General features: G+C 67.5%; 24 protein-coding genes. 14 read left to right on the top strand and 10 right to left on the bottom strand.

Features of this window, described 5'->3' with window-relative positions; all coding sequences use genetic code 11:
- The first annotated feature begins 109 nt into the window (after positions 1–109).
- Positions 110–2,023, top strand: a complete 1,914-nt coding sequence (locus ACQKIE_RS07965; protein WP_427457596.1) for an LTA synthase family protein — start codon at positions 110–112, stop codon at positions 2,021–2,023.
- A 47-nt stretch (positions 2,024–2,070) separates the two neighbouring features.
- Here ACQKIE_RS07965 and ACQKIE_RS07960 read toward each other — a convergent pair whose 3' ends face one another.
- The 5 genes from ACQKIE_RS07960 to ACQKIE_RS07940 all read right to left on the bottom strand — a co-directional run bounded on the left by ACQKIE_RS07960 (position 2,071) and on the right by ACQKIE_RS07940 (position 8,369).
- On the bottom strand, positions 2,071–3,717 hold the full coding sequence (locus ACQKIE_RS07960; protein ID WP_427457594.1) for an ATP-binding cassette domain-containing protein: 1,647 nt from the start codon (positions 3,715–3,717) through the stop codon (positions 2,071–2,073).
- Positions 3,718–3,837: 120 nt separating this feature from the next.
- The gene (locus ACQKIE_RS07955) at positions 3,838–5,583 is read right to left on the bottom strand and encodes an ATP-binding protein (protein WP_427457592.1); all 1,746 of its coding nucleotides are present in this window, start codon (positions 5,581–5,583) and stop codon (positions 3,838–3,840) included.
- Positions 5,584–5,659: 76 nt separating this feature from the next.
- On the bottom strand, positions 5,660–6,529 hold the full coding sequence (locus ACQKIE_RS07950; protein WP_427457590.1) for a cobalamin-binding protein: 870 nt from the start codon (positions 6,527–6,529) through the stop codon (positions 5,660–5,662).
- On the bottom strand, positions 6,526–7,311 hold the full coding sequence (locus ACQKIE_RS07945) for an ABC transporter ATP-binding protein (RefSeq protein WP_427457588.1): 786 nt from the start codon (positions 7,309–7,311) through the stop codon (positions 6,526–6,528). The genes ACQKIE_RS07950 and ACQKIE_RS07945 overlap by 4 nt, the downstream gene beginning before the upstream one ends.
- Positions 7,308–8,369: a FecCD family ABC transporter permease gene (locus ACQKIE_RS07940; protein WP_427457586.1), complete on the bottom strand. Its 1,062-nt coding sequence runs from the start codon at positions 8,367–8,369 to the stop codon at positions 7,308–7,310. Before ACQKIE_RS07940 ends, ACQKIE_RS07945 begins: the two co-directional genes overlap by 4 nt.
- A 67-nt stretch (positions 8,370–8,436) precedes the next feature.
- Between ACQKIE_RS07940 and mgrA the strand changes: the two genes are divergently transcribed.
- The 4 genes from mgrA to ACQKIE_RS07920 all read left to right on the top strand — a co-directional run bounded on the left by mgrA (position 8,437) and on the right by ACQKIE_RS07920 (position 12,453).
- On the top strand, positions 8,437–9,468 hold the full coding sequence (mgrA, locus tag ACQKIE_RS07935) for an L-glyceraldehyde 3-phosphate reductase (protein WP_427457584.1): 1,032 nt from the start codon (positions 8,437–8,439) through the stop codon (positions 9,466–9,468).
- 96 nt (positions 9,469–9,564) lie between these two features.
- Positions 9,565–10,821, top strand: a complete 1,257-nt coding sequence (locus ACQKIE_RS07930; RefSeq protein ID WP_427457582.1) for a DUF4331 family protein — start codon at positions 9,565–9,567, stop codon at positions 10,819–10,821.
- Complete coding sequence (locus ACQKIE_RS07925) at positions 10,814–11,635, top strand: HupE/UreJ family protein (RefSeq protein WP_427457580.1); 822 nt, start codon at positions 10,814–10,816, stop codon at positions 11,633–11,635. The genes ACQKIE_RS07930 and ACQKIE_RS07925 overlap by 8 nt, the downstream gene beginning before the upstream one ends.
- A gap of 8 nt (positions 11,636–11,643) precedes the next feature.
- On the top strand, positions 11,644–12,453 hold the full coding sequence (locus ACQKIE_RS07920; RefSeq protein ID WP_427457578.1) for a DUF4198 domain-containing protein: 810 nt from the start codon (positions 11,644–11,646) through the stop codon (positions 12,451–12,453).
- On the opposite strand, the gene ACQKIE_RS07915 is transcribed toward ACQKIE_RS07920, so the two are convergent.
- The 3 genes from ACQKIE_RS07915 to ACQKIE_RS07905 all read right to left on the bottom strand — a co-directional run bounded on the left by ACQKIE_RS07915 (position 12,448) and on the right by ACQKIE_RS07905 (position 15,090).
- A complete protein-coding gene (locus ACQKIE_RS07915; protein ID WP_427457576.1) occupies positions 12,448–13,449 on the bottom strand; it encodes an alpha/beta fold hydrolase in 1,002 nt (333 codons plus the stop codon). The two genes, ACQKIE_RS07920 and ACQKIE_RS07915, sit on opposite strands and share 6 nt — an antisense overlap.
- 86 nt (positions 13,450–13,535) lie before the next feature.
- Entirely contained in the window at positions 13,536–14,390 is an 855-nt protein-coding gene (locus tag ACQKIE_RS07910; protein ID WP_427457574.1) for a helix-turn-helix domain-containing protein, read from the bottom strand.
- Positions 14,391–14,457: 67 nt separating this feature from the next.
- Entirely contained in the window at positions 14,458–15,090 is a 633-nt protein-coding gene (locus ACQKIE_RS07905; RefSeq protein ID WP_427457572.1) for a TetR family transcriptional regulator, read from the bottom strand.
- A gap of 92 nt (positions 15,091–15,182) precedes the next feature.
- On the opposite strand from ACQKIE_RS07905, the gene ACQKIE_RS07900 reads away from it, so the two are divergent.
- Genes ACQKIE_RS07900 through ACQKIE_RS07890 form a run of 3 tightly spaced genes read left to right on the top strand, consistent with a single transcriptional unit; the run spans position 15,183 to position 16,777 of the window.
- Positions 15,183–15,848 (top strand): O-methyltransferase, encoded by a 666-nt coding sequence (locus ACQKIE_RS07900; protein WP_427457570.1) that lies wholly within the window; start codon positions 15,183–15,185, stop codon positions 15,846–15,848.
- A gap of 31 nt (positions 15,849–15,879) precedes the next feature.
- A complete protein-coding gene (locus ACQKIE_RS07895) occupies positions 15,880–16,329 on the top strand; it encodes a helix-turn-helix transcriptional regulator (RefSeq protein WP_427457568.1) in 450 nt (149 codons plus the stop codon).
- Positions 16,330–16,366: 37 nt separating this feature from the next.
- Complete coding sequence (locus ACQKIE_RS07890; protein WP_427457566.1) at positions 16,367–16,777, top strand: VOC family protein; 411 nt, start codon at positions 16,367–16,369, stop codon at positions 16,775–16,777.
- An 18-nt stretch (positions 16,778–16,795) separates the two neighbouring features.
- On the opposite strand, the gene ACQKIE_RS07885 is transcribed toward ACQKIE_RS07890, so the two are convergent.
- Positions 16,796–17,257, bottom strand: a complete 462-nt coding sequence (locus ACQKIE_RS07885; protein ID WP_427457564.1) for a nuclear transport factor 2 family protein — start codon at positions 17,255–17,257, stop codon at positions 16,796–16,798.
- 127 nt (positions 17,258–17,384) lie between these two features.
- On the opposite strand from ACQKIE_RS07885, the gene ACQKIE_RS07880 reads away from it, so the two are divergent.
- From ACQKIE_RS07880 to ACQKIE_RS07860, 5 genes are all read left to right on the top strand, one after another.
- Positions 17,385–18,101, top strand: coding sequence for a DUF3348 domain-containing protein (locus ACQKIE_RS07880; protein WP_427457562.1), 717 nt, complete (start codon positions 17,385–17,387; stop codon positions 18,099–18,101).
- 10 nt (positions 18,102–18,111) lie between these two features.
- The gene (locus tag ACQKIE_RS07875; protein WP_427457560.1) at positions 18,112–19,989 is read left to right on the top strand and encodes a hypothetical protein; all 1,878 of its coding nucleotides are present in this window, start codon (positions 18,112–18,114) and stop codon (positions 19,987–19,989) included.
- Entirely contained in the window at positions 19,986–20,636 is a 651-nt protein-coding gene (locus tag ACQKIE_RS07870) for an OmpA family protein (RefSeq protein WP_427457558.1), read from the top strand. The genes ACQKIE_RS07875 and ACQKIE_RS07870 overlap by 4 nt, the downstream gene beginning before the upstream one ends.
- On the top strand, positions 20,626–21,033 hold the full coding sequence (locus tag ACQKIE_RS07865; RefSeq protein ID WP_427457556.1) for a DUF2894 domain-containing protein: 408 nt from the start codon (positions 20,626–20,628) through the stop codon (positions 21,031–21,033). The genes ACQKIE_RS07870 and ACQKIE_RS07865 overlap by 11 nt, the downstream gene beginning before the upstream one ends.
- A 143-nt stretch (positions 21,034–21,176) precedes the next feature.
- Complete coding sequence (locus ACQKIE_RS07860; RefSeq protein WP_427457554.1) at positions 21,177–21,587, top strand: cupin domain-containing protein; 411 nt, start codon at positions 21,177–21,179, stop codon at positions 21,585–21,587.
- Between the two features lie 24 nt (positions 21,588–21,611).
- Here the strand turns inward: ACQKIE_RS07860 and ACQKIE_RS07855 are convergent, their stop codons facing one another.
- Positions 21,612–22,511: a LysR family transcriptional regulator gene (locus ACQKIE_RS07855; protein WP_427457552.1), complete on the bottom strand. Its 900-nt coding sequence runs from the start codon at positions 22,509–22,511 to the stop codon at positions 21,612–21,614.
- Positions 22,512–22,611: 100 nt separating this feature from the next.
- Between ACQKIE_RS07855 and ACQKIE_RS07850 the strand changes: the two genes are divergently transcribed.
- Positions 22,612–23,481, top strand: coding sequence for an aldo/keto reductase family oxidoreductase (locus ACQKIE_RS07850; RefSeq protein ID WP_427457550.1), 870 nt, complete (start codon positions 22,612–22,614; stop codon positions 23,479–23,481).
- Positions 23,482–23,625 lie beyond the last annotated feature (144 nt).

Genomic DNA, 23,625 nt, shown 5'->3' with positions numbered 1-23,625 from the left:
GGCCGAAAGGCCCCCGTAAGTTGTCGAAAAGGCCGCCAGTGTAAAGTCTCGGGCCTGTAACATGCGTCTTTCCACGCGTGGCCGCCGCCGCGCCCATCGGGACTCCAACGTGCGCAAGCTTACCTGGCGCTTCATTGTCGCCGCCCTCGTCTTCCTGACCCTGTCGCGCCTCGGCCTGTCGTTGTGGCAGTGGACCCGCGTCCACGATGCCGGCGGACTGTGGCCCATCCTGCTCGGCGGCTGGCGCATCGACCTGTCGCTGGTCGCCATGATCGTCGCCTGGCCGGCGTTGCTCTCGCCCTGGCTGGGCCACCGCGCCTGGCCGACGCGCATCGCCGCATGGTGGTTGCGCTTCTGGTGGCTGGCCTTCGTGTTGCTCGAAGTGTCCACGCCGCAGTTCGTCGTGGAATACGACACGCGCCCGAACCGCCTGTACTTCGAATACCTCACCAGCCCGCACGAAGTGGCGGCGATGCTCTGGCATGGCTACAAACTGTCCGTGGCGGCGGGGCTCGTCGTGTTCGCGCTGCTCGGATGGCTCGGCTTCCGCCTGTTGCCCACGCGCCGGCCCGATGCCGTGGCGATGCGCGGCTGGATGCGTCCGGTCGCGACGGTACTCGCCTTCGTGGTGCTCTTCCTCGCCGGGCGCGGCACGCTCCAGCATCGACCGTTGAACGCCGCCCAGGTGGCCTTCACCAACGATGCGATGGTCAACACGCTGCCGCTCAACTCGTTGTACAACGTGCTCAATGCCGCCATCGCGCTTGGCAACGAACGCTCGGCATCGGCCGTCTACGGCAAGATGCCGGAGGACGAGATGCAGTCCATCGTTCGGCGCACCGCCGGCTTCGACGGCGCACCGCTCGATCCGCAGTACCCGAGCCTGCACCGCCAGCAGGCGACGCGCCAGGGCGAGAAGCCCCTCAACCTCGTCATCATCCTCGAGGAGAGCCTGGGCGCGCAGTTCGTCGGCAGCCTCGGCGGTGCCGGATACACGCCGGAACTCGACAAGCTCTCGAACGAGGGCTGGTGGCTCACCCGCACCTATGCCACCGGCACGCGCAGTGCGCGCGGTCTGGAAGCGGTGACCACCGGCTTCCTGCCCACGCCCGCCGAAGCCGTGCTCAAGCTTCCGCGCAGCCAGCGCGACTTCTTCACCCTCGGCGCGCTGCTCGACACCTTCGGCTACCACACGCGTTTCCTCTACGGCGGCGAGGCGCATTTCGACAACATGCGCTCGTTCTTCTTCGGCAACGGCTTCAACGAGGTGGTGGATCGCGCCACGTTCAAGACGAAACCCGTGTTCGTCGGATCGTGGGGCGCGTCGGACGAAGACATGTTCAACGAGCTGCACCAGCGCCTGCTCGACGACGGTGAGAAGCCCACGCTGACGGTGGCCTTCTCGGTCTCCAACCACACGCCCTGGGAATACCCGGCGGGCCGCATCAAGGCCGAAGGCGACCCGGCCAGTAACGCGAACGCGGTGCGCTACGCCGACTGGTCGATCGGGCAGTTCTTCGCGCGGGCGAAGCAGTCGCCGTACTGGAACCACACGGTCTTCCTCGTCGTCGCCGACCACGACGCGCGCGTATTCGGCGCCAGCCTCGTTCCGGTGCGCCACTTCCACATCCCGGCGCTGATCCTCGGTGCCGGCGTGCCGGTGAAGAAGGACGACCACATCGTGAGCCAGGTCGACCTGGCGCCGACGCTGCTCTCGCTGATCGGCATCAGCAGCGAGCACCCGATGCTCGGCGCGGATCTCACCCAGCGCTACCCCGACCGCGCCATCATGCAGTACGGCGACAACTACGGTTACCTGCGCAACGACACGCTAGTCGTGTTGCGCCCGAACCAGCCGGCCGCCCAGTACCACTACACCGTGGACGGCGAAAAGATGGCCCCCGAGACGGTCGACCCGCAGCTGGAAAAGGTGGTGCTGGCGCATGCGCTGTGGCCGAGCTGGGCTTATGGCAAGCAGCGTTACCGCTTGCCGCAGGCGGCGGACAAGGCGCCGAAGGACTGAGGTGTATCGCGGCCACATGGCCAGCCGTATTGCAGCGGTCGCGGTTCCTACCGGTCATTCGCGAATACCTCGTGCGCAAAACCCCACGGCTGCATCCGCCAACCTTCCGGCGTCGCGGAAAGTCGGTCCGTAAGGTCGAGGCGGTCGAGGAACGCCTCGTCGTGCGACACCACGACGAGTGCGCCATCGTATTGTCGAAGCATCGCTTCCAGCGCCTCGAGCGAGGCGATGTCGAGATGGTTGCCGGGTTCGTCGAGCAGGAGCAGGCCGGCGGGAGGTTCCGTCGCCAGTGCATGGGCGAGGGCCGCCTTCAGCCGCTCGCCACCGCTCAGCTTTCCCGCCGGCAGGCCGACCTTGGCCGCATCGAGGCCCAGCAGGGCAAGGCGAAGGCGTAGCGCATCTTCGCCCGCCGACGGTGCGGCTTCCCGCATTTGCTCTATCAGGGGACGCGTCGCATCGAGAGTGGCGAGCCGTTGATCGAGCCACGCCGCGCGAACGGGCACATCGACCGTTCCTGCCGTGGGCGCGATGCGGCCGGCAAGCAGATGCAGAAGTGTCGACTTGCCGCTGCCGTTCGGCCCCGTGACGCCTACGCGCTGGCTACCCCTGAGGACCAGGTCGATCGCCTGCGTACCGCCACGCGCGTGGGGGAGCACCACGCCTTCGAGCAACGCAACGCGACGGCCGTCGACCCGCACGGTCTCCGGCGCGAGCAAGGCAGGCACCGCGTCGTCGGTAACGCCCCGCGCCGCATCGGCCACTTTCTCCGCCAATGCAGCGCGCGTCGCATCGCGCTGCCGGATCAGCTTGCCGGCCGTCGCTTCGCTGCGGCTTTTCCGTCCGCCGAGCGAGATGCGGGGCAAGTTCGCGTCGTCGGCGTCACGCCGTCCACGTGCCTGCCGTCGCGCCTGCCTTTCCTGCCGTTCGCGCATCGTCAGCTCCGCGCGTTTCCGTTCGACGCGGCTCGCGTCGAGAGAGCGCCGCGCAGCCGCGCGTTCCTGGTCGCGCGCTTCCGCATAAAACGCGTAGTCGCCGCCATAGCTTCGCAATCCCTGCGACGACAGTTCGACGATGCGCTCCATGTCGCCGAGCAGCTCGCGATCGTGGCTCACGACCAGCAAGCCGCCGTTCCATGCACGGAGCCATAGGCGCAATGCGCTTCGCGCATCGCGATCGAGGTGGTTGCTCGGCTCGTCGAGGATGAGGTAGTCGGCATCGTGCAGGCGTGCGCCCAGCAAGGCGACACGCATGGCTTCGCCGCCGCTCAGCGTGGCCGCGCTTCCGGCGCCTTGCACGTGCGGGAGTCCTTCGGCAGACAGCGCATCGCGCAGGCGTTCCCGGACGTCCCAGCGATCGCCCACGACGTCGAAATCACGCGGATCAGTGCTGCCGGCTTCGATGCGCTCGAGCGCGGCGAACATCTCTCCGACGCCCGCGAGCGCCGCCACGGAGAGCTCGCCACCGCTGTCCACGTGCTGCGCGAGATAATAGACGCCGCTCGCGCGAATACATCGGCCATGCGTCGGCTCGGACAGCCCGGCGACCATGCGCGCCAGCACGCTCTTGCCCACGCCGTTACGCCCGACGAGGCCTGTAGGGCGCTCATCGAACGACGCGTTGAGATCGGAAAAGAGGGTCCTGCCATCCGGTAGGACACAGGTGACGCCTTCGAGCGTCAGCAAGGTCTTCGTCATGTGATATCCGGCAATGCCATGCGCTTCCCTCGGGGGGAAGATCGACGTGTGCCCGGTGAACGGGCGCAGGCATTACTGGCGCATCGGACGAATTCCTCGTGCTGTGACGGGGCGATGGTACTACGGCGAGGACGGAATCACCTGCCCGACGATCTTCGCCAGCGCCGCCTGTGAATACGGCTTGGCAAGGCGCGGCAGGTCCAATTGCGGACCCGCCGGCAGGTCGGCGTAACCGGTGGCGAGGACGACAGGCAGGCCCGGGTAGCGCTCGCGCAGATGCACGGCGAGCTGCGTGCCCGTCATCTGCGGCATGGCGTGATCGGTGATGACAAGGTCGATGCCCGCGCCGTCGATGAGACGTAACGCCTCCGCACCCGAACGGGCGGCGATCACGGCGTAGCCGAGGTCTTCCAGCATTTCGACCGTGGTGGCGCGCACCAGTTCGTCGTCGTCGACCGTGAGGATGCGCAGCGTGCGTGTCGCGGGAACTCGGCAGAATGCGGCCGCTGGCGACGAAACCACCGGCGTGGTCGTTTCGGCGGTCTTCGCGGCGGGTAGCCAGATCTCCGCCGTCGTTCCTTCATCCTTCCTGCTGTGCAGGATCAGCGTGCCCCCCAGTTGTTCCGCGAGCCCGTGCACCATGGACAGGCCCAGCCCGGTCCCCTTGCCGACGCCCTTCGTCGTGAAGAACGGCTCGATCGCGCGCGCCAGCGTGGCTTCGTCCATGCCCATGCCCGAGTCGGACAGCGAAAGCCGGACGTAATGACCCGGCGGCACGCGGCCATCCGTTTCCCGCACCCATTTCTCGCTCGTGGTGATGGTGATGGTTCCGGCACCGTCCATGGCGTCGCGAGCGTTCACCGCGAGGTTGAGCAGGGCGGCCTCGAGCTGGTTGGCATCCGCCTCGACGGGAGGAAGGCCCGCGGCGAAACGCGTTTCCACCACGATGGTGCCGCCCAGTGAACGCTGCATCAGTTCCTTCATGCCGTCGACCAGCGAGCGCAGGTCGACGCGCTCGGTCTTCAGTTCCTGGCGGCGCGCGTAAGCGAGCATGCGCCGGGTCAACGTGGCGCCGCGCTGCGCGCCCGCCATGGCGTTGTCGAGCAGGCGCAGCAATGTCGGCTCCTGCGGCATGCGCTCGCGCAGCATTTCGAGGCTGCCCTGCACGGCCATCAGCAGGTTGTTGAAGTCGTGCGCGATGCCGCCCGTGAGGTTGCCCAGCGCTTCCATCTTCTGCACCTGCATCAACGCCTGCTCGGCCTTGCGGATGTTTTCCTCACTCCGCCGCAGGGCGGCCGTACGCTCGGCCACCTTCGCTTCCAGCTCCTCGCGGAAGCGGCGCTCGCTTTCGCGCACCTCCTTTTCGGCGAGCACCCGCTCCGTGGTTTCGACGACGATCGCGATGACGCCGGCGGGGCGGCCGCTCTCGTCCAGTACCGGCGAGTAGTCGAGGTTCATCCAGACCGGCTCGGGCCGCCCGTGCCGGACGAGGGTCAGTTGCTGGTCCTTGTACGCCAGCGTGCCGCCGGCGAGGCCCACGCGCATCACGTTGTCATTGAAGTCGGCGACCTCGGCCCAGCCCTTGCGCACCTCCGATCCCAGCAGGGAGGGATGACGGCTCCCGGCGAAGACCGAGTACGCATCGTTGTAAATCATGATGCCCTTCTCGCCCCACAGCAGCACGATGGGTACAGGCGAAAGCAGGAGCATGCCCGTGACGGTGCGCAGGCTCTGCGGCCAGCTCTCGAGCGGGCCGAGGCCGGTCGCGGTCCAGTCGAAGGCGCGAATTAATGCGCCTGCTTCGCCGCCGCCGTCGAGCCACGAGAGGGTTGCGTCATCGGAGGGGTTGCGGGAATGGGCCGTCATCGGATCGATCCGGGAGCGATGGGCCGGAGTGTAGCGAAGGCAAATGTGATGGCGAACGCAAGACGACCGGCTTTCCTTAACGGTCGGTTCGGGTCCGCGCTTCGTCCAGGGTCCGGCACAGGGTCGTCACACCGGGCAGGATGGACGGCGAGGGCAGGGCGAGTGTCGGCGCGTCGATGGACAGCACATTGCCGTGGCTGACCGCCGCGAGGAACGCGGCCTGCTTCCATGGCTCCAGCGAGCCGTCGGCTTCCCCGCCGCCCAGGATGACGTCCGGATTGCGCGCCAATACGGCTTCCCGACTGACCGCCGGCGCGGCCTGGGCGAGATCGGCGAAGACGTTGTCGCCGCCGCAGAGGTCCAGGGCATCGTCGATGATCTGCGCCCGGCCGATGGTCATGAGAGGCCTGTCCCAGACCTGGTAGAACACCTTGAGGCGCTTCTTCCCGGCGTAGGTGGAACGAAGGCGCTCGAGGCCTGCTTCGAATGAGCTCGCGTTCCGTTCGGCAACGGCGTCGGTCCCTGCCAACCGGCCGAAGCGGCGCACCGCGGCGGCGACATCGGCGAGGCGCGTGGTCTCGGCATAGAAGACAGGCAAGCCAAGACGGACGAGCTTGTCCACCTGCGCCGCCGGATTACCGCTTTTCCAGACCACGACGATGTCCGGCTTCAGGCTGACGATCCGCTCGAGGTCGATCATCGTCGCGTCGCCCACGACCGGCACGGTCCTCGCCTCCGCCGGGTAGTCGGTGAAGCGCGAGGTCCCCACCACGTAAGCGCCCGCGCCCGCGGCGAACAGCGTGTCGGTGACGTTGGGAGCGAGGCTGACGATGCGGTGCGCCGGCGCGGCGAGCGTGATGCTGCGCCCGGCGTCGTCGACGACCGTCACGGAGGCGGCGGCCGAGGTGGCGACAAGGAGGCAGAGGCTGGCGAGGAGGCGGATCATGGTGTCCCGTGCAAGGGCGCGGCGCGGAAGAAGGGCTCGTCGCCGAGCATCACGCCATGGATCGGATGGTGGAAAGCGGCGCTGAGGTGCTCGCTGGTGACGACATCGTCCTTCAGCCCCGCGAGGGCACCGCCCTTGCCATCGAGCAGCACGGCATGGGTCGCGTGCTGGAACGCCAGGTTGATGTCGTGGACGGTGTAGACCACGGACTTGCCGTGCACCGACGCGGCGCGCATGAGTTCGTGCAGCGTCTTCATCTGGTGGTGCAGGTCCAGCGACGACAGCGGCTCGTCGAGCAGCAACACGTCCACGTCCTGGGTGAACAAGGTGGCAATGTTGACCCGCTGGCGCTCGCCGCCGGAAAGCGTGGTGACGTCGCGGTCGGCCAGCGCCTCGAGCTCGAACGTGTGCAGGGCGCGTTCGGCGGCGCCGGTGTCGCGCTCCCCCCAGGCCCAGAAAGGCAGGCTGGGGTGGCGCGCGGACATTACCGCTTCCATGACGGTGAGGCTGAAGGCGTCCACGATCGTCTGCGGCAGGAAACCACGACGGCGCGCGAGGTCGATCGGACGATAGCCGGCGATGTCGCGCCCCCCAAGCAGGACGCGGCCGCCGTCCGCGCCGCGCAAGCCGGCGAGGGTGCGCAGCAGCGTGGATTTGCCGGCGCCGTTGGGACCGAGCACGCACCAGACTTCCCCAGGCGCGATGCGCATGTCGAGCGCATCGACGAGCGTGCGACCGCGCATCGCGAGGGCGAGCGATTCGGCAACGAGGTCGAGGCTCATCGCCGCCGCACCAGCAGGAACATGAACGTCGGGACACCGATGATGGCCATCACCGCACCGACAGGGAGTTGGATCGGATCGGCCACGACGCGCGACACCGTGTCCGCGATCGTGACGACGATACCGCCACCGATCGCGCAGGCCGGAAGCAGCACGCGCTGGTCGTTGCCGACGATGCGGCGCAGTGCGTGCGGCACCACAAGGCCCACGAAGCCGACGGTGCCCGCCGTGGTCACCGCCACGGCGGTGGCGGTGGATGCGATCACGAAGATCGCCGACTTCACCACATTCGGACGCACGCCCAACGCGCTGGCCGATTCCTCGCCGCGCATCAACAGGTTCAACTGGCGCCCGAGCGGCACGACCACGAGGACGCAGGCCAGCAGCACGAACACGGGCAGCAGCCAGTTCGCCGCACCGCTCAGGTCGCCCATCATCCAGAACAACATGCCTCGCAAGTTCTTGTCCGGTGCGAGGACCAGCATCATGCTGACGATGGCGCCGAAGCCGGAGGCCAGCATCACGCCGATCAGGATGAGGTCGGTGGAATCCTCGCGCTGCGCCGCGCGGGCGCGTGCGAGGAGGTCGCGATGGGCGAGCACGAACACGCCCACGCAGGCAAGCAAAGCGCCGGCCGCCGCGCCCATGGCCGTGATCACGGCGCCGGCACCGGCGAGCATGGCGCCCAGCGCGCCGACGGCGGCGCCGCCGGAAAGGCCGAGGGTGTACGGATCGGCCAGCGGATTGCGTACGAGGATCTGCATCAGGCAGCCCGACATGGCCAGCAGGCCGCCCACCCCGTACGCCGCCACGGCGCGCGGCACGCGCAGTTCCCAGACGATGGCGTGCATGGCCGTGTCCGCCGGCGACACCAGCGCCTGCCAGGAAGCGGCAAGCGTGGAATCCGCGCCGCCGAGCAGGACCGACCCCAACAGCACGGCCACGCCGCACACGAGCATGACGAACCACAGCCGGAGGGCCGAAGCGAAGGTGGTCATGCGGGGTGGCGCCGGCTCGCGACGGGCGGCTGCCAGGTCCGGGTGGTGTCGTCGATGCATGCGTCGAAAGCGTAACATGAGGGGCTTCATCCGGCCGTCCCCGCAGCCATCCCCACCGGAGTCCACCGTGACCTACCAAGCCGCCCCGGATCGTTACGACAACCTCATGCCTTATCGCCGTTGCGGGCGCAGCGGCATCGACCTGCCCGCCATCTCGCTGGGCCTCTGGCAGAACTTCGGTGGCGCCGACGTCTACGAGACGGGCCGCGCGATCCTCCGCCGCGCCTTCGACCGTGGCGTGACGCATTTCGACCTGGCGAACAATTACGGCCCGCCGTACGGTTCGGCCGAAGAAAACTTCGGCCGGGTGATGGCAAGCGACCTCGCCCCCTACCGCGACGAGCTGATCGTCTCCACGAAGGCCGGTTGGGACATGTGGCCCGGGCCCTATGGCGGCATCGGCGGCAGCCGCAAGTACCTGATCGCGAGCCTCGACCAGTCGCTGCGGCGTATGGGCCTCGACTACGTCGACATCTTCTATTCGCATCGCGTGGACCCGACGACGCCCCTGGAGGAAACCATGGGCGCGCTGGCGCACCTGCATCGCCAGGGCAAGGCGCTGTATGTCGGCATCTCCAGTTACTCACCGGAACTGACCCGCAAGGCGGCCGCCATCCTGGCCGAAGAGCGCGTGCCGCTCTTCATCCACCAGCCCAACTACTCCCTGTTCAATCGCTGGATCGAGGACGGCCTGCTCGACACGCTCGAAGCGCTCGGCACGGGCTGCATCGCGTTTTCGCCGCTGGCCCAGGGCCTGCTCACCTCGAAGTACCTTGCCGGCGTTCCCGCCGATGCTCGCGTCACGCGCGCAGGCTCGCTGGGCAAGGACCAGCTCAACGAGAAAAACCTGGAGCGCGTCCGCGCCCTGAATGCCATCGCCGAACGTCGCGGCCAGACGCTCGCGCAGATGGCGATCGCCTGGGTGCTCCGCGACCCGCGCGTCACCTCGGCTCTTATCGGTGCGCGGACCGTGGCCCAGCTCGACGACTCGCTCGGCGCACTCAAGGGCCTCGCGTTCTCGCCGGAAGAACTGGCGGAGATCGACCGCTACGCGAGCGACGGCGGCACCGACCTCTGGAAGGAATCGGCGGAGCTCTGAGTCCGTCGGGGGCGGCAGGAAGGCAGCTAAAGAATTCGACAGCCGGGAACGGCCGTATCGCGTGTACTGCGGACACATCATCCCGGTACGGCAAACATGCGAAACGGCCTTCTGCTCCTGCTCACCCTCGCCCCGGCGCTCGTCGCCCTCGGACCCCTTTCCGCCCACGCGTCCGACCATCTCGACACGCCCACCGTCGCCGCCGATCCGCGCGCGGACATCGGCGACGTCTATGCCTGGACGGCGCCGGACGGCGGGCGGCTAAACCTCGTGATGACCATCGTCGGGCACAGCTTCTCCGACAGGATCGCGTACACCTTCCACGTGGACAGCGGCAAGGCGTTCGGGCAGACAACGAAGAGCACGTCGATCACCTGCCGCTTCAGCGCGTCCTACGCGGTGCAGTGTGCGGCAGGCGTCGACGAGCGTGCCGACGGATTCGTCGACGCGGCCGCCGGGTTCGCTTCCCCGAGTGGACGGCTGAAGGTTTTCGCCGGACGTCGCGACGATCCCTTCTTCAATAACGTGAAGGGATCCCGCAGCGCCTTCGACGTGGCGGCCGCGGCGCTCAAGGGCGGGGCACCGATGGATGCCGATGGGTTTCCCGCCTTCGATGCGGCGACCGTCGCCTCCATTCGCGAGCATTGGCGGCAGACCGACGGCGGCCCCGGCAAGAACTTCCTTGCCGGCTGGACCCCGGCATGCATCGTCGTGACGGTAGACCTCGATATGGTGGCGGGTGGCGGCCCAGTGCTTGCGGTGTGGGGAGAGACAGCACTGCCCAACGGGCGGGTGGATCGTGCCGGCCGACCGCTCACGGGCAACGCCCTGCTGGCGCCCCTCGCGCCAGAGGCGGTGAGCGATCGGCTCAAGGAGCGTTACAACCGCGCGGAACCCGCGACCTCGCGACAATTCATTGCGGACATCCAACGCAGCCTCGGCTTGTACGACGCCTATGACGGCGTGCGCGGGAACCAGTGGCTCGCCGACGCGCGAGCCGCCCAAGGCGAACGCTACAAGCAGCTCGCCACCTTGCTGGCAGATGACCGCCTTTGGGTGAACAGCGCGGCGCGTACGTGCACGCAACTCTTTGCCGTGGAGCTTGCCGCCCTTTCGGGCCGTCGCGATCTTGCCGACGATTGCGGTGGGCGCACGCCGAGCTACGATGCTTCGAACGTGTACCGGTCGCTGCTCGCGGCGGGCGACACACGCACGATCGACGACGGTGTGCATCGCGACGAGCGCGTGCATTCGACGAGCCGGTTTCCGTTCCTCGCGGCGGCGGCTGCCGTGAATCCCGAAACAGCGCCCGCACAGCCGTCGACGGCGACGGCGAGCGATTATCGTGAGTAAGACGTCGCACGCGGCATCGCTGACGGCAGCGATGGTATGGCTCGGCTATACGGGTGCCGCCATGGCGCACGCCGGCACCGGCTTGGCCGGTGGCTTCACGGCGGGTTTCGCCCATCCGTTCGGTGGCTGGGATCACCTGTTAGCCATGGTCTCCGTGGGCCTGTGGGGTGCCTTCCTCGGCGACCCGCTGGTCTATCGACTCCCGGTCGTTTTCCCGGGCCTGATGGTGGTCGGTGCCATCCTCGGCATGGCTGGCGTCCCGCTGCCACCCGTGGAGTGGGGAATCGCGTTATCCGTGTTCGTGCTGGGCGGATGCATCGCGGCCGCATGGCGACCGCCGATGTACCTGGCCATCGCCATCGTGGCCGTGTTCGGGCTGTTCCACGGATACGCGCATGGCAAGGAACTGCCGTCGGCGGCCGAGCCGGTGGGGTATGCCGCGGGATTTGTGCTCGCGACGGGCTCGCTGCATGTCCTTGGCATCGCCCTGGGCATGGTCACGCGCTGGCGGCAAGGCATATGGGCTGTGCGGATCGGCGGCGCCGTCATCGCAGCGGCCGGCACGTGGTTCATCGCGCAGGCATCCGGTGACACGGTGCGCGATCGCGGGGAGTGGCTGTTTCCCATCGTCGTACTTTCCGTCGTGGTCGCGGCCACCTGCGTCGTCGTCGCCAAGCTCACCGCGTCGAACCAGCGCGGGCGCATCGTCGCCTGGCGAGTCCTGATCAGTTGGCTGGTCGCGGTGGCGGCCCTGACTGCCACCCTTGCGTTCCTTCCTGTCACACCGGGCTACGCGCCCGATCATCTCGAGTAGGTCCCGTCATGCGTCGTCTTCTTGCATCGCTTGTCTTCGCCAGTGCGGGAGCCGCGATGGCACACGACTTCTGGGTGGAACCGGCAGCGTTCCGGACAAGCGTCGGCGGCACGACGCCTTTTACGCTCCAGGTGGGGCACGGTCCGTACCGGCAGCGGTCGCCCATCCCCGCGAACCGCATCACGCGCTTCGATCTGATCGGCCCATCCGTGACGACGGATGTGCGCACGATGCTGCGGCCGGGCGGGAAGACGGACGACGGGAACATCGCCCTGCCGGGCAGCGGAACGTATGTCGTCGTCCTGGAAACCGACAACCGTGCGGAAAGCCACCTCCCCTCGCTGCGCTTCAACGATTACCTCACGGTGGAAGGCCTGACGCCCGCACTCGAACGACGCCAGCGCGAGCACCGCATGGACTACGACGAGACGGAGATCTACAGCCGGCGAGCGAAGGTCATCATGCAGGCCGGCGCTTTCGATGCCACCGCGCAGGCGTCCGTTACGCAGCCCCTTGGACTGGCGCTCGAAATCGTGCCTGAGGTGAATCCGTATGCCTTGCCACGGCCGACGATCTTGCCCGTGCATGTCGTGTATCGAGGCCGGCCCCTCGCGGGCGCGACAGTGAAACTCACCGACCTGGACCACGATGAGCGTCCGGTCGAGCTCCACATCACGGACGACACCGGCCGCGCGACATTCGCGCTGCCGGTGAAGGGACGTTGGTTGCTCAACGTGATCTGGACGCGCGTCCTGCCGCCAAATGCCGAAGCTGACTATGAAACCGATTTCTCCAGCCTCAGCTTCGGCTTTTCATGAGATCGCCCAGAGGCGCCTTGCCTCGGATGCGATGACCTCGGGGAACTCCTCGGGAAAGAACAGTTTCCCCTGCGCGATGCGATGCACGCCCAGCGAGCGCGCGAAGGCATGGTCGAGGTATTCGGCCCCGGCAGGCGAAAAGATCGTATCGGCCATGCCCCAAACCGCGCGCATCGGCGCCTTGCACGCGGCGAGCGCGGGGCCGATGCCCGCGAGCGAGTTCTCTTCCAGCGCCAGTGCATAGGCGTGCGTGCGATCGGGATGGGCGACGAGCGGTGAGAGGTACATGTCGAGAGCTTCGTCGGTCGGATGGTCGGGATAGGAGAACGTCATGCCGCCCAGTCCCTGCGGCGAGCGTGCCAATGCCTTGTCCTTCAGCCATGGACGCAGCCAGGTATCCACATACGTGCCTTCACGGGACATCGCGATCACCGGCGCCATCGCCGCCGGGGGACATTCCTGTTCCGTATCGCAATTGGTGAGGAGGAGGCTGCGCACGCGGTCCGGATGGCGCGTCGCGAGCAACTGCGCCACGGCACCGCCGCTGTCGTTCGCCACGACGTCCGCCCGCGCGATACCAAGCGCGTCCATGAAGGCCGCCAGCATGTCGGCCTGTTCCGCCGGGGCGACGCTCTGGCCAGGGGCGACGTCGGTGTAGCCGAGGCCGAGGAAGTCTGGCGCGACGCAACGTCGGGCGTCGGACAACCGGGGAAGTACGCCGCGCCACTGGAATCCGTTCAAGGGAAAGCCGTGCAGGAAGAGGGCGGCATCGCCGCTTCCCTGCTCGACGTAGGCGATCTTGCCGAAGGTGGTATGCGCGTAGCGGCGGGCGGCCGTGAAGTGCGCCGCGTCCATTGTCTTCTGGGGTTTGCCCGCCTTCGCCGCCATGACCCCCGTCACGCGCGGTGCGCACGCGGCGAGGGTGCCGACGGCCAGGGCGCCGGCGGCCCAGCGGACGAAGGCACGGCGGCCGGTATCGGTCATTGCACTGCTCACGTCCGGTCTCCTTTGTTGCCGCCCATCGCGGCGAGCAAAGCAGACCATGGGGCCGTCGTTGCGGCTGTCGAAATATTTAGCGGCCGTCAGCCGCGCCGCGTGCCACGGCGGAAATCGGCGGGTGTCTGCCCATAGGCCTGGCGGAACGCCGCCGTGAAGTGGCTGTGGCTGGAGAAGCCTAGGTCGGCCGCCAGCGCCGACAGGTCGAGGTCCGCGCTACCCATGAGGTCGAGCGCGCGCGCCAGTCTCAGGCGCAACTGGTAGCGATACAGGGGAAGTCCTTCGACGCGCTGGAAGACCTGGGTGAGGTATACGGGGGACGCGCCGATTTCCGCGCCCACGTCGGCCAGGGACCAGCGCCGCGACAAATCGCTCGAGAGCAGCAGCTTCACCCGGTTGGCCAGCCGATGTTGGCCCTCGGTGGCTTGCGGGGCGCGCGTGTTACGCGGTCCGAGGCTGCGCGTGACCAGGTCGAGCAGGAGCCCTTCCGCCTCGAGCGCTTCCATCGTGCCGTGCTCCAGCCCGTGGCGCAGTGACGCCACCAGGGCTTGCGCATCCGTGTCGATGCGCCGGTGCTGCATGCGGAAGCCCGGGTTTGCCTGCTTGTTCAAGAAGGCGGCGGGGGCAAGCTCCTCGAGCAGGGCGGGGGATAGCTGGAGCGACAGGCTCGCGTCGCTCCCCGCCACCGGATGGGCGATGCGGTAGCCCTCGTCGGCATTGAAGAACACCACGTGGTTCGCATCGGCCACGGCTTGGTCGCGGCCCACGTGGCGCACGTAAACGCCCCGGTAAGGGAAGACCAGATAGGTGGACGCCGCGCATTCTTCCGGGCCGCTATGCGCGCAGCCACCGTGGCACACCATGTTCCGCACGGAAACGCTCGCTGTGTCCAGCGAGGCGCTGACGCTGAGCTCGTTGCTGGCGGGAGGAGGCTGGGGCATGGGCTTGACCGTCGGCAGGAGCCTAGCACGCGCCTGCGGACGCCGAATCCCCGCCAGCGGTTCGGGTTCACCGGGTGCGCAAAGCCGCCAGGTAGGCGCAGAGCATGTCGGCCATCGCGTCCGCGTACATCGCGATCTCCACATCGCTTCGCGGACTTTCCGAGAACTGCTTGCCGACCGCTCCCAGCGTGGTGGTGACCAGCTCGGCCGCGAGGACCCGGGTCGCTTCTGCGACGTCCGGCAAGGCCTCGCGCACGAAGGCGAGTACGGTCTGCTGCCCCGACGCGCGCACTTCGTGCGCTTCCGGCGCATCCCGGTAGAGCGGGGCTGCATCACCCAGCGCCACCCGCATGTCCGCCTCCTCGCACTCTGAGCGGACGAAGGCATGGACCAGTGCGCGCAGACGCTCGGGCGGCGATCGCCGGGTGTCCTCGAGGATCTCGCGTAGCATGTCGGTGGTCTGCCGCCACTCGTCGCTTTGCAGTCGGAAGAGGATCGCCGCCTTGTTCGGGAAGTACTGGTACAGCGAACCGACGCTGACGCCCGCCTTCTCGGCGACCCGGGCCGTGGTGAAACGATGCGCCCCTTCCGTGGCCAAAACCTGAGCAGCCGCTTCGAGAACCGCGGCGACGAGGTCGTTGGAACGCGCCTGCTTGGGTTGTTTTCGCGAGGAAATAAGGGGATTCCGGCGCTGGGTCATGACGTTCCTCGCAATGCGAATAGGAAACCTGACGAATCCGTCGCATTCTAATCCGGCTCGCCGAATGGCGCACCCAAACCCCCGGAGACACCATGACCACCCTCACTGCCGCCCCGCTCGCCTCCCTCCTGGATCGCCTGTTCGAGGAGGCCGACGGCACCTCGCCCATGGCGGTGCCGTCCATCGCCGCGATGTCCCGCGAGGACCACGAGCGCCTGATGCGGAGCAAGACCGATTACGTTGAATTCTATGGCCGTCTGAAGGACCTGCCGCTGCCCGTGTCGCGGGCGACCGGTAAGTTGCTCTACATGCTCGCGCGGGGCTGCGGGGCGCGGACGATCGTCGAATTCGGAACGTCGTTCGGCATCTCGACCATCCACCTCGCCGCGGCGCTTCGCGACAACGGTGGCGGCCGGCTCATCACCAGTGAGTTCGAGCCGTCGAAGGTGGAACGGGCGAGGGCAAACCTCGAAGCCGCAGGCCTCGCCGACCTGGTCGAGATCCGTACAGGCGATGCCCTCCGCACGCTCGCCGTGGACCTGCCTGACACGGTCGACCTCCTCCTCCTCGACGGCGCGAAGGCGCTTTATCCGGAGATTCTGGATCTGGTCGAAAATCGCCTGCGCCCCGGTGCCTTCGTCATCGCCGACAACGCGGACTACAGCTCCGATTACCTTGCGCGCGTGCGCTCGGCGGCCGGCGGTTATCTGTCGCTGCCGTTTGACGAGGATGTCGAGTTGTCGATGCGCCTCGGTTGAGCGGGTCATGCGGGCATGACACGATGCCGGCATGACCCGCCGCCCCGCCGACGCACAGCACCTGCGCGACCTCGCCCGTCTCCGCCGTGTCCGTGACCGGATGGACCGTGAGTACGCGCAGCCGCTGGATGTCGAAGCCCTGGGACGCGCGGCCGGCATGTCGGCGGGGCACCTCAGCCGGCAATTCCGCCTCGCGTATGGCGAGTCGCCGTACGCGTACCTGATGACGCGTCGCATCGAACGCGCCATGGCGCTGCTGCGCCAGGGAGAACTCAGCGTCACCGAGGTCTGCTTCGCCGTCGGTTGCGCGTCGCTCGGCACGTTCAGCACGCGCTTCACCGAACTGGTGGGCATGCCGCCGAGCGCCTACCGCGTGCAGGGGGCCCAGGCCACGGAAGGCATGCCGCCTTGCGTGGCGAAGCAGGTCAGCAGACCCGTCAGGAATCGAGAAGCGGAGCCGAGCGAGTCGTCCGTAGACTGATCGCCGTGGACTTCGCCACGCAACGGAACCGATCGACATGGCTATCAGCATCTTCTCCAGCTTCCTTCCGCAGACCGATCCGGAGGCCTCCCTGGCCTTCTATCGCGACACCCTCGGTTTCGAGGTGCGCAAGGACGTCGCTTATGGCGGCATGCGCTGGATCACCGTGGGCCCCGCCGGCCAGCCGGATACGTCCATCGTGCTGCATCCGCCGGCCGCCACGCCCGGCCTCACGGACGACGAGCGCCGCACCATCGCGGAGATGATGGCCAAGGGCACCTACGCGATGATCATCCTGGCGTCCCGCGACCTCGACGCCACCTTCGAACGCATCCAGGCCACCGGCGCCGAGGTCGTGCAGGAGCCGACCATGCAGCCTTACGGCATTCGCGACTGTGCGTTCCGCGATCCCGCGGGCAACCACGTGCGCATCAACGAAGTGCAGTAGTCCCCGGAGGGATGCGCCCTATCTCGATGGGGCGAGTCGCGAGGCGTGGCTGGCGACGATCACCCAGCCGTCGCCTTTGCGCACGTACGTATCCGTGAACTGGAAATCCAGCGCATACGATTTGCCGCCGCTCTTTCCTTCCACATGCGTGATACCGGTCACGACGGCGGAATCGCCGTACACCCGCACCTTCGAATTGCGATTGCGGAACACGTCGTACTTCGTGCCGCTTCGTAGATCGGCAACTTCATCCGCCCGCGTCGTGACCTTACCGGTGGAACTGGTCAGCGTGAACGTCGGATCGAGGTGCTTTTCGAGCCAGTCCGCGTCCTCGCGCTCGTATGCGGCGCAGACCTCGCGCTCGGCGCTGAGGATTTGCCGTACGTCATTGCGTTCGGAAGGTGTCGGTGGGCTCGCCGATGCGGCCTGGCTCAGGGCCGTCGCGGCGACGGCGAGCCATAGCGGGAGCAGGCGGCGCATACGAACAGGGCTTTCGGGATGCATCGGACAGACCTCGACGGAGCGTGCGGGCGGGACGACGGACCGACGGGACAACCTGCCTGCCAGCCCATACCGTGTAAAATCGCGGTTTTTCTCAAGAATAACCGTGCAAGCACTCCAGCGGGCCACCGTCCGCGGCCCTACCTTCATCCGCCTCCTGGCTCGTCTCACGGCTGTCGATACCGGGCCGTCTGGCCCGTCGCTGCCGGACCGGCTCAGCCGGTGGCTCGACTGGACGCACGCCATCGCGCTGTCCACGGCGCTTGACGGGCGGCCGCCCGCGCCTCCGGAAGGTGTCCCAGCCTTCGGCAGCGCCGAGGAAGACGAGTGCGCGCGGGTGCGGGCGGTACTGGTGAAGGCCATCGAGGGAGCGCGGGAGCTGGTTCCCTCGGCCTCCCGTCCGGCGGGCCAGGTCGACGTCCCCGCGGACTACGCACCGTTCCGCCAGCGTTACCTCACCCTCCAGCGGTCGATGCAGGCCGCGACGGGGCAGCTGCGTGGCCGCCTGCGGGACATGCTCGCGCAGGGCTCGCCGACGATGGCTCGCCTTGCCGAGGTGGATGCTGTCATGGAGATGGCGCTGAGCCCCCGGGAGCAGAAGTTGCTGTCCTCGGTGCCGGCCCTGCTTTCCGACCACTTCGACCGGCTCCGCCGGTCGGCCCAGGCGTCACCCACCGACACCGAGGCCGTCGAAGCGCGCCCGGTCCCGGCAGAAGGCTGGCTCGACGCGTTCCGCGGCGACATGCGCAGCGTGTTGCTCGCCGAGCTGGACGTTCGTTTTCAACCGGTGGAAGGGCTCCTTGCCGCCCTTCGCACCCGCTAATCGGGTAGTCATGTTCAGGAATCTTCTGTATCTCGCCGTTTTCCTCCTGGGTTTCGCCGCCGTCTGCTGGATAGGCATCGGTTATGTGGGCTCGAATCCACTCGGTGCCTTGGTGGCGGCACTGATCGGCGCCTGTTACCTCGCGGGCGCGGTGGAGCTGCAGCGCTATCGCCGGGCAACGCACACGCTGCGTGACGCGGCAGCCGGTCTGTCCACGACGCCTCCCTCCCTGGACGCCTGGCTCGAGCGATTGCACCCGACCCTGCGGAATCCCGTGCGCCTGCGCATCGAGGGGACGCGGACGGCGTTGCCCGTGCCGTCGATGACGCCTTATCTGGTTGGCTTGCTCGTCCTGCTGGGCATGTTGGGCACGCTGCTGGGCATGATGGCGACACTGCGGGGCACCGGCGTCGCCCTCGAAAGCGCCACCGACCTGCAAGCGATCCGCGGCTCCCTCGCCGCGCCGGTGAAAGGCCTCGGCTTCGCCTTCGGCACGTCGATCGCGGGTGTCGCGAGCTCGGCGATGCTCGGCTTGCTCTCCGCTTTGTGCCGCCGCGAACGCCTGCGCGTGGTCCAGCGCCTCGACGCGCGGATCGCGACGACGCTGCGTCCCTATTCGCAGGCGCACCAGCGGGACGAGGCCTTCCGGCTGTTGCAGCAACAAACGGCGACCATGCCCGCGCTGGTCGAGCGGCTGGACGCGATGATGGCGTCCATCGAGCGCCAGAACCTCGGCGCCAGCGAGCGGCAACTCGCGGCCCAGGAGGCATTCCACGCGCGCACGGAAGCGGTCTATGCGCAACTTGCTTCATCCGTGGAGAAGTCGCTCAAGGAAAGCATGGCGGAGGGCGCGCGCGCGGCCGGCACGGCGTTCCAGCCCGTCGTGGAATCGACGATGGCGGCGCTGTCGCGCGAGACGGCGACACTGCACGACACCGTGACGCAGGCCGTACAGCAGCAGCTGCAAGGCCTGTCGACCCACGTCGAAGCATCGTCCCGATCGGTGGCGGACGCGTGGAAAGACGCCCTGGCCGATGCGGTCACGGTCTTCCGCGAGGGCGGTGCGTCGATGGTGGAGGCCGTGCATGATTCCCAGGCGGAGCTGCAGACGACACTCGCAGCGCGCGACAACGAGCGGTTGGCGGCATGGACGGACGCGCTCTCGACGATGGCGAACGGGCTGAACGCACGCCTCGATCGATCGAGCGAAGAGGCCGCGACCCGGCAGAAGGACATCTGCGAGACGCTCAGCCGCACGGCGCTCGATGTCTCGGAGCGTGCGCAGGCCCATGCGAGCCACACGATTGCCGAAGTGTCGCGTCTGCTGGAGGCGGCGACGGAAGCCCCGCGTATCGCGGCGCAGGTCGTGGCCGAACTGCGCGAAAAACTCTCCGAGAGCATGGTGCGCGACACGGCGATGCTCGAAGAGCGTAGCCGCCTGCTCGCGACCTTGGAAACGTTGCTCGACGCCGTGAACCACGCCTCGACCGAGCAACGGACGGCGGTGGATGCGCTGGTCGCCACGTCGGCCGATCTGCTCGACCGCGTGGGCACGCGCTTCGCGGAACAGGTACGAGCGGAGTCGGCCAAACTCGCCACGATCGCCGACGGCATCACCGGGAGCGCGATCGAGGTGGCGAGCCTCGGCGAGACGTTCGGCGGCGCGGTCGACCGTTTCGGTCAGTCCAACGACGCGCTCATGGAGCGTCTCGACCGCGTCGCCGGCGCGCTCGATGCCTCGCTGGTGCGCAGCGACGAACAGCTGGCGTACTACGTGGCGCAGGCACGCGAGGTGGTCGACCTGAGCGTCCTCTCCCAGAAGCAAATCATCGAGGACATGCAACGCCTGGCTGGACAGTCCGCCAAGTCGGGGGCTGAAACGGCATGAGCGACGAGCTGGAGATCGAAGACGAGGCCGGGGTACCGATCTGGGCCGCCTTCGGCGACCTGATGTCCGTGTTGCTCGGCGCCTTCGTATTGATCCTGGTCGGCGTGATCGGCGTGCAGTTGCAGCTGTCCCATCGCCTGGATGAGGAGGTGAAGCAGCGGCACGCCGAGGAGCAGCGCCGCACGGCGCTGGAACAGGCGCTGGCGGCACCCCTGGCGGCCGGGCGGGTCACGCTGGTCAACGGCCGCATCGGTATCCGCGGCAATGTGCTGTTCGCCCTGAACTCCGACCAGCTCCAGCCGGAAGGGCGCGACCTGCTGAAAAGCCTCGCCGGACCGCTGTCGGGCTATCTGAAATCCCGCGACGAGATCCTGATGGTCAGCGGCTTCACGGATGACCAACCGGTGCACGATGGCAATCGCCATTTCTCGGACAACTGGGAACTGTCGGCGGAACGCGCACTGACCGTCACGCGTGCGCTGGTCGCCGAAGGTGTTCCCGCGTCGGCGGTCTTCGCTGCCGCATTCGGGTCGGAACAGCCGGTCGGCTCGAATGCGAGCGAAGAAGGCCGGGCGATGAATCGCCGGGTGGAGATCGCGCCCATCCCGAAGCCATCCACGTCCTCCGTGGCAGCCCATGGCCCATAGCGCTTCGCGTGGACCGCTCGGTGAACTGGTCGCCTGTCTCGCCGATGCCGCGTCGGCACGAGGCACCGGCGCGGACTATCCGGAACTGCCCGAGGTCGGGGAGTTCCAGAAGATATGGTCACGCCTGCGCACGGAAAGCCAATTGCGGCAGTCGCTGGCACACACGCCGGAGAATGCGGGCCCTCTCAACTCCAGTGCCCTCGTCCATCGCTCGATGGCACTGATGCGTGACCTGTCGCCGGGCTACCTTCGGCACTTCCTCTCCTACATCGACGACCTGTCGTGGATGGAGCGCGTAAGCGAGGGTAAGGTCGCGCCGGCGGCCGATGCACAGACGGCCGCGAGCATCGGCAAGCGTCGGAAGAGCAGGAAGCCTCGCACGAAACCTCCTGCCTAGGCATGCACGCGCCCTAAGTCGCGGGTTGTTCCTGCAAGTTGCGATCGAAAACACGAACCCATGCGGCCTTTGGCCAAGCAAGCGCTTCGGTCGCAGCGTGAACTGTCATCGACGAACCGCCGCTCCCGATGCCAGGAATAGCCATGAGGTCAATCATCGCCATCATCGCGGTCACCACGGCCTTCACTGTCGCCATGGCGGGGGCCGCCCCTCCGGTACAGGCGCAAGCGAAAAACGGCAGCCATCGCACGGACCTGTCGAAAAACGACCTGAGCATTCCCGGATGGGAGGAAGTCCAGGTGCGGGTCGACATCGACCCCGGCAAGACGGCGCCGAACCACCGCCACCCGGGCGAAGAAATCATCTACGTCATCGAAGGGACGATCGAGTACAAGCTGGAGGGCATGCCGCCCGTGCGCCTCCAGGCGGGCCAGGTCCTGTTCGTTCCTTACGGCGTGGTCCACAGTGCGACCAACGTCGGTACGACCAATGCGGCGGAACTGGGCACGTACGTGGTGCAGAAGGGAAAGCCGCTGGTCGAATGGGTCAAGTGAGCGCTCGCGCAGTGGCGGCGCCGGTTAATTCCGTTCGCGTACGAAATCCACGAACGCCCTCAGCGGCGACGGCAGATGCTTGCGTCCGGGGTAATAGAGGAGCGGTCCGCTGAAATCCTGCCACCAGGGTTGCAGCAGCGGCACGAGCTCACCACTCTCCAACTGCGGCCGCAGCCAGTCGGCGAAGAGGTGGATGATGCCGAGACCGGAAACGGCGGCCTGCACGGCGAGGTCCAAAGCCGCGCCTGTGCGGACGAGCAAGGGCCCTGTCGGGTCGATACGTATCACTTCGCCCTTGCGCTCGAACTCCCAAGGCGGCGTCGCCCCACCGGAAAACTGACCACGAAGGCAGGCGTGCTGCAACAGCTCCCGCGGATGGTGTGGCGTGCCGTGCGCGGCAAGGTACGAAGGTGCCGCCGCGGTGGCGAACCGCTGCGTGCGTGGCCCGATGGGCAGGGCGATCATGTCCTGCTCGAGGCGCTCGTCATAACGGATGCCGGCGTCGCAGCCCGCCGCGATAAGGTCGACGAAGCTGTCTTCCACCACCACTTCGAGGCGAACCTCCGGATATCGCTCGAGGAAGGGCACGATGATCCCCGCCAAGATGGTGCGCGCCACGTTGGCAGGTACGTTGATGCGCAAGGTGCCGGCCGGCCTGTCGCGATAGTGGTTCACGACGTCGAGCGCTGCTTCCACCTCGCCCAGCGCCGGTGCGAGGCGTTCCGCCAGGCGTGCACCGACTTCCGTGGGAGCCACGCTGCGCGTGGTCCGGTTGAGAAGGCGGACACCGAGCCGGGTCTCCAGGCGGCGCACGGCCTCGCTCAGGCTGGAGGCGGAGGCCTCGCCGCTGCGCGCCGCTTCGCGGAACCCGCCCGCGCGTACGACGGCCAGGAAGGCCAGGAGGTCTTGCGGATCGGCATTCATTGTTCGGTATCCCGTACAGCCCGTACCGATTGCACCGGATTATCGTGCGGGTGGTCAATCCCTATCCTCATGGGCGTTCCCCCATCTTCAGGAGACGCACATGAGCAACCTGAGCAAAGCCGGCACCTATGCCCTCGGCGACCGCACCGTGAACCGCATGGGCTATGGCGCCATGCAACTCGCCGGCCCCGGCGTCTTCGGTCCGCCGAAAGACCACGCAGCGGCGTTGGCCGTGCTCCGCGAGGCGGTCGCTTCCGGCGTGAACCACATCGACACCAGCGATTTCTACGGCCCGCACGTCACCAACCGGATCATCCGTGAGGCGCTCGGCCCCTATCCGCAGGATCTGACGATCGTGACCAAGGTGGGCGCGACGCGTGGCGACGATGCCTCGTGGATCGCGGCGGAACGCCCGGACGACCTCGTGCGAGGCGTCCACGACAACCTGCGGAACCTGGGCGTCGATGTCCTCGAGGTGGTGAACCTGCGCCTCATGGGCGACATCCACTCACCGAAGGAGGGCTCCATCGAAGAACCGTTCACCGCGCTCGCGGAACTGCGGGAGAAGGGGCTTATCCGCCACCTCGGCCTGAGCAACGCCACGCTGGCGCAGGTGAAGGAGGCGCGTGCCATCGCGCCGATCGTGTGCGTGCAGAACCAGTACAACCTCGTGCAGAGCGACGACGACACCATGGTCGACGCCTTGCACGAACTGGGTATCGCCTACGTACCGTTTTTCCCGCTGGGCGGATTTTCCCCGCTGCAATCGGACGCGCTCAACGCGGTGGCCAAACGCCTGGACGCGACGCCCATGCAGGTCGCACTCGCATGGCTGCTCCACCGTTCGCCGAACATCCTGCTGATCCCCGGCACATCGTCCGTTGGCCATCTTCGGGAGAACCTGGCCGCGGCGGAGCTCGAGCTTTCGGATGACGTGCTGGCGGAACTGGCGGCGATCGGCGGCAAGTGAGGCTGGCGCTTAGCCGCATGTCTGCAACGCCTGGAGTGACCAGGGCAGGCTGATCCGGTGACCGGCCTGTCGGCGTGCGAGCCAGCAAATTCGTTATGCTTCGGGTCGTGATTCAGGTGAAATCCCACCCCGAAGACAGGACCG

Source organism: Luteibacter sp. NPDC031894 (assembly GCF_050273135.1).
Classification (GTDB): domain Bacteria; phylum Pseudomonadota; class Gammaproteobacteria; order Xanthomonadales; family Rhodanobacteraceae; genus Luteibacter.
Note: the sequence above shows the minus strand (reverse complement) of the source record. Positions and strands in the feature narration are given on the sequence as shown.

Bases quoted from the DNA above. Each gene is read 5' to 3' on its own strand.
- ACQKIE_RS07960 (WP_427457594.1), bottom strand. From the start codon at position 3,717: ATGACGAAGACCTTGCTGACGCTCGAAGGCGTCACCTGTGTCCTACCG.
- ACQKIE_RS07955 (WP_427457592.1), bottom strand. From the start codon at position 5,583: ATGACGGCCCATTCCCGCAACCCCTCCGATGACGCAACCCTCTCGTGG.
- ACQKIE_RS07950 (WP_427457590.1), bottom strand. From the start codon at position 6,529: ATGATCCGCCTCCTCGCCAGCCTCTGCCTCCTTGTCGCCACCTCGGCC.
- ACQKIE_RS07945 (WP_427457588.1), bottom strand. From the start codon at position 7,311: ATGAGCCTCGACCTCGTTGCCGAATCGCTCGCCCTCGCGATGCGCGGT.
- ACQKIE_RS07940 (WP_427457586.1), bottom strand. From the start codon at position 8,369: ATGCATCGACGACACCACCCGGACCTGGCAGCCGCCCGTCGCGAGCCG.
- ACQKIE_RS07930 (WP_427457582.1), top strand. From the start codon at position 9,565: ATGCGAAACGGCCTTCTGCTCCTGCTCACCCTCGCCCCGGCGCTCGTC.
- ACQKIE_RS07920 (WP_427457578.1), top strand. From the start codon at position 11,644: ATGCGTCGTCTTCTTGCATCGCTTGTCTTCGCCAGTGCGGGAGCCGCG.
- ACQKIE_RS07910 (WP_427457574.1), bottom strand. From the start codon at position 14,390: ATGCCCCAGCCTCCTCCCGCCAGCAACGAGCTCAGCGTCAGCGCCTCG.
- ACQKIE_RS07905 (WP_427457572.1), bottom strand. From the start codon at position 15,090: ATGACCCAGCGCCGGAATCCCCTTATTTCCTCGCGAAAACAACCCAAG.
- ACQKIE_RS07900 (WP_427457570.1), top strand. From the start codon at position 15,183: ATGACCACCCTCACTGCCGCCCCGCTCGCCTCCCTCCTGGATCGCCTG.
- ACQKIE_RS07895 (WP_427457568.1), top strand. From the start codon at position 15,880: ATGACCCGCCGCCCCGCCGACGCACAGCACCTGCGCGACCTCGCCCGT.
- ACQKIE_RS07890 (WP_427457566.1), top strand. From the start codon at position 16,367: ATGGCTATCAGCATCTTCTCCAGCTTCCTTCCGCAGACCGATCCGGAG.
- ACQKIE_RS07885 (WP_427457564.1), bottom strand. From the start codon at position 17,257: ATGCGCCGCCTGCTCCCGCTATGGCTCGCCGTCGCCGCGACGGCCCTG.
- ACQKIE_RS07875 (WP_427457560.1), top strand. From the start codon at position 18,112: ATGTTCAGGAATCTTCTGTATCTCGCCGTTTTCCTCCTGGGTTTCGCC.
- ACQKIE_RS07870 (WP_427457558.1), top strand. From the start codon at position 19,986: ATGAGCGACGAGCTGGAGATCGAAGACGAGGCCGGGGTACCGATCTGG.
- ACQKIE_RS07865 (WP_427457556.1), top strand. From the start codon at position 20,626: ATGGCCCATAGCGCTTCGCGTGGACCGCTCGGTGAACTGGTCGCCTGT.
- ACQKIE_RS07860 (WP_427457554.1), top strand. From the start codon at position 21,177: ATGAGGTCAATCATCGCCATCATCGCGGTCACCACGGCCTTCACTGTC.
- ACQKIE_RS07855 (WP_427457552.1), bottom strand. From the start codon at position 22,511: ATGAATGCCGATCCGCAAGACCTCCTGGCCTTCCTGGCCGTCGTACGC.
- ACQKIE_RS07850 (WP_427457550.1), top strand. From the start codon at position 22,612: ATGAGCAACCTGAGCAAAGCCGGCACCTATGCCCTCGGCGACCGCACC.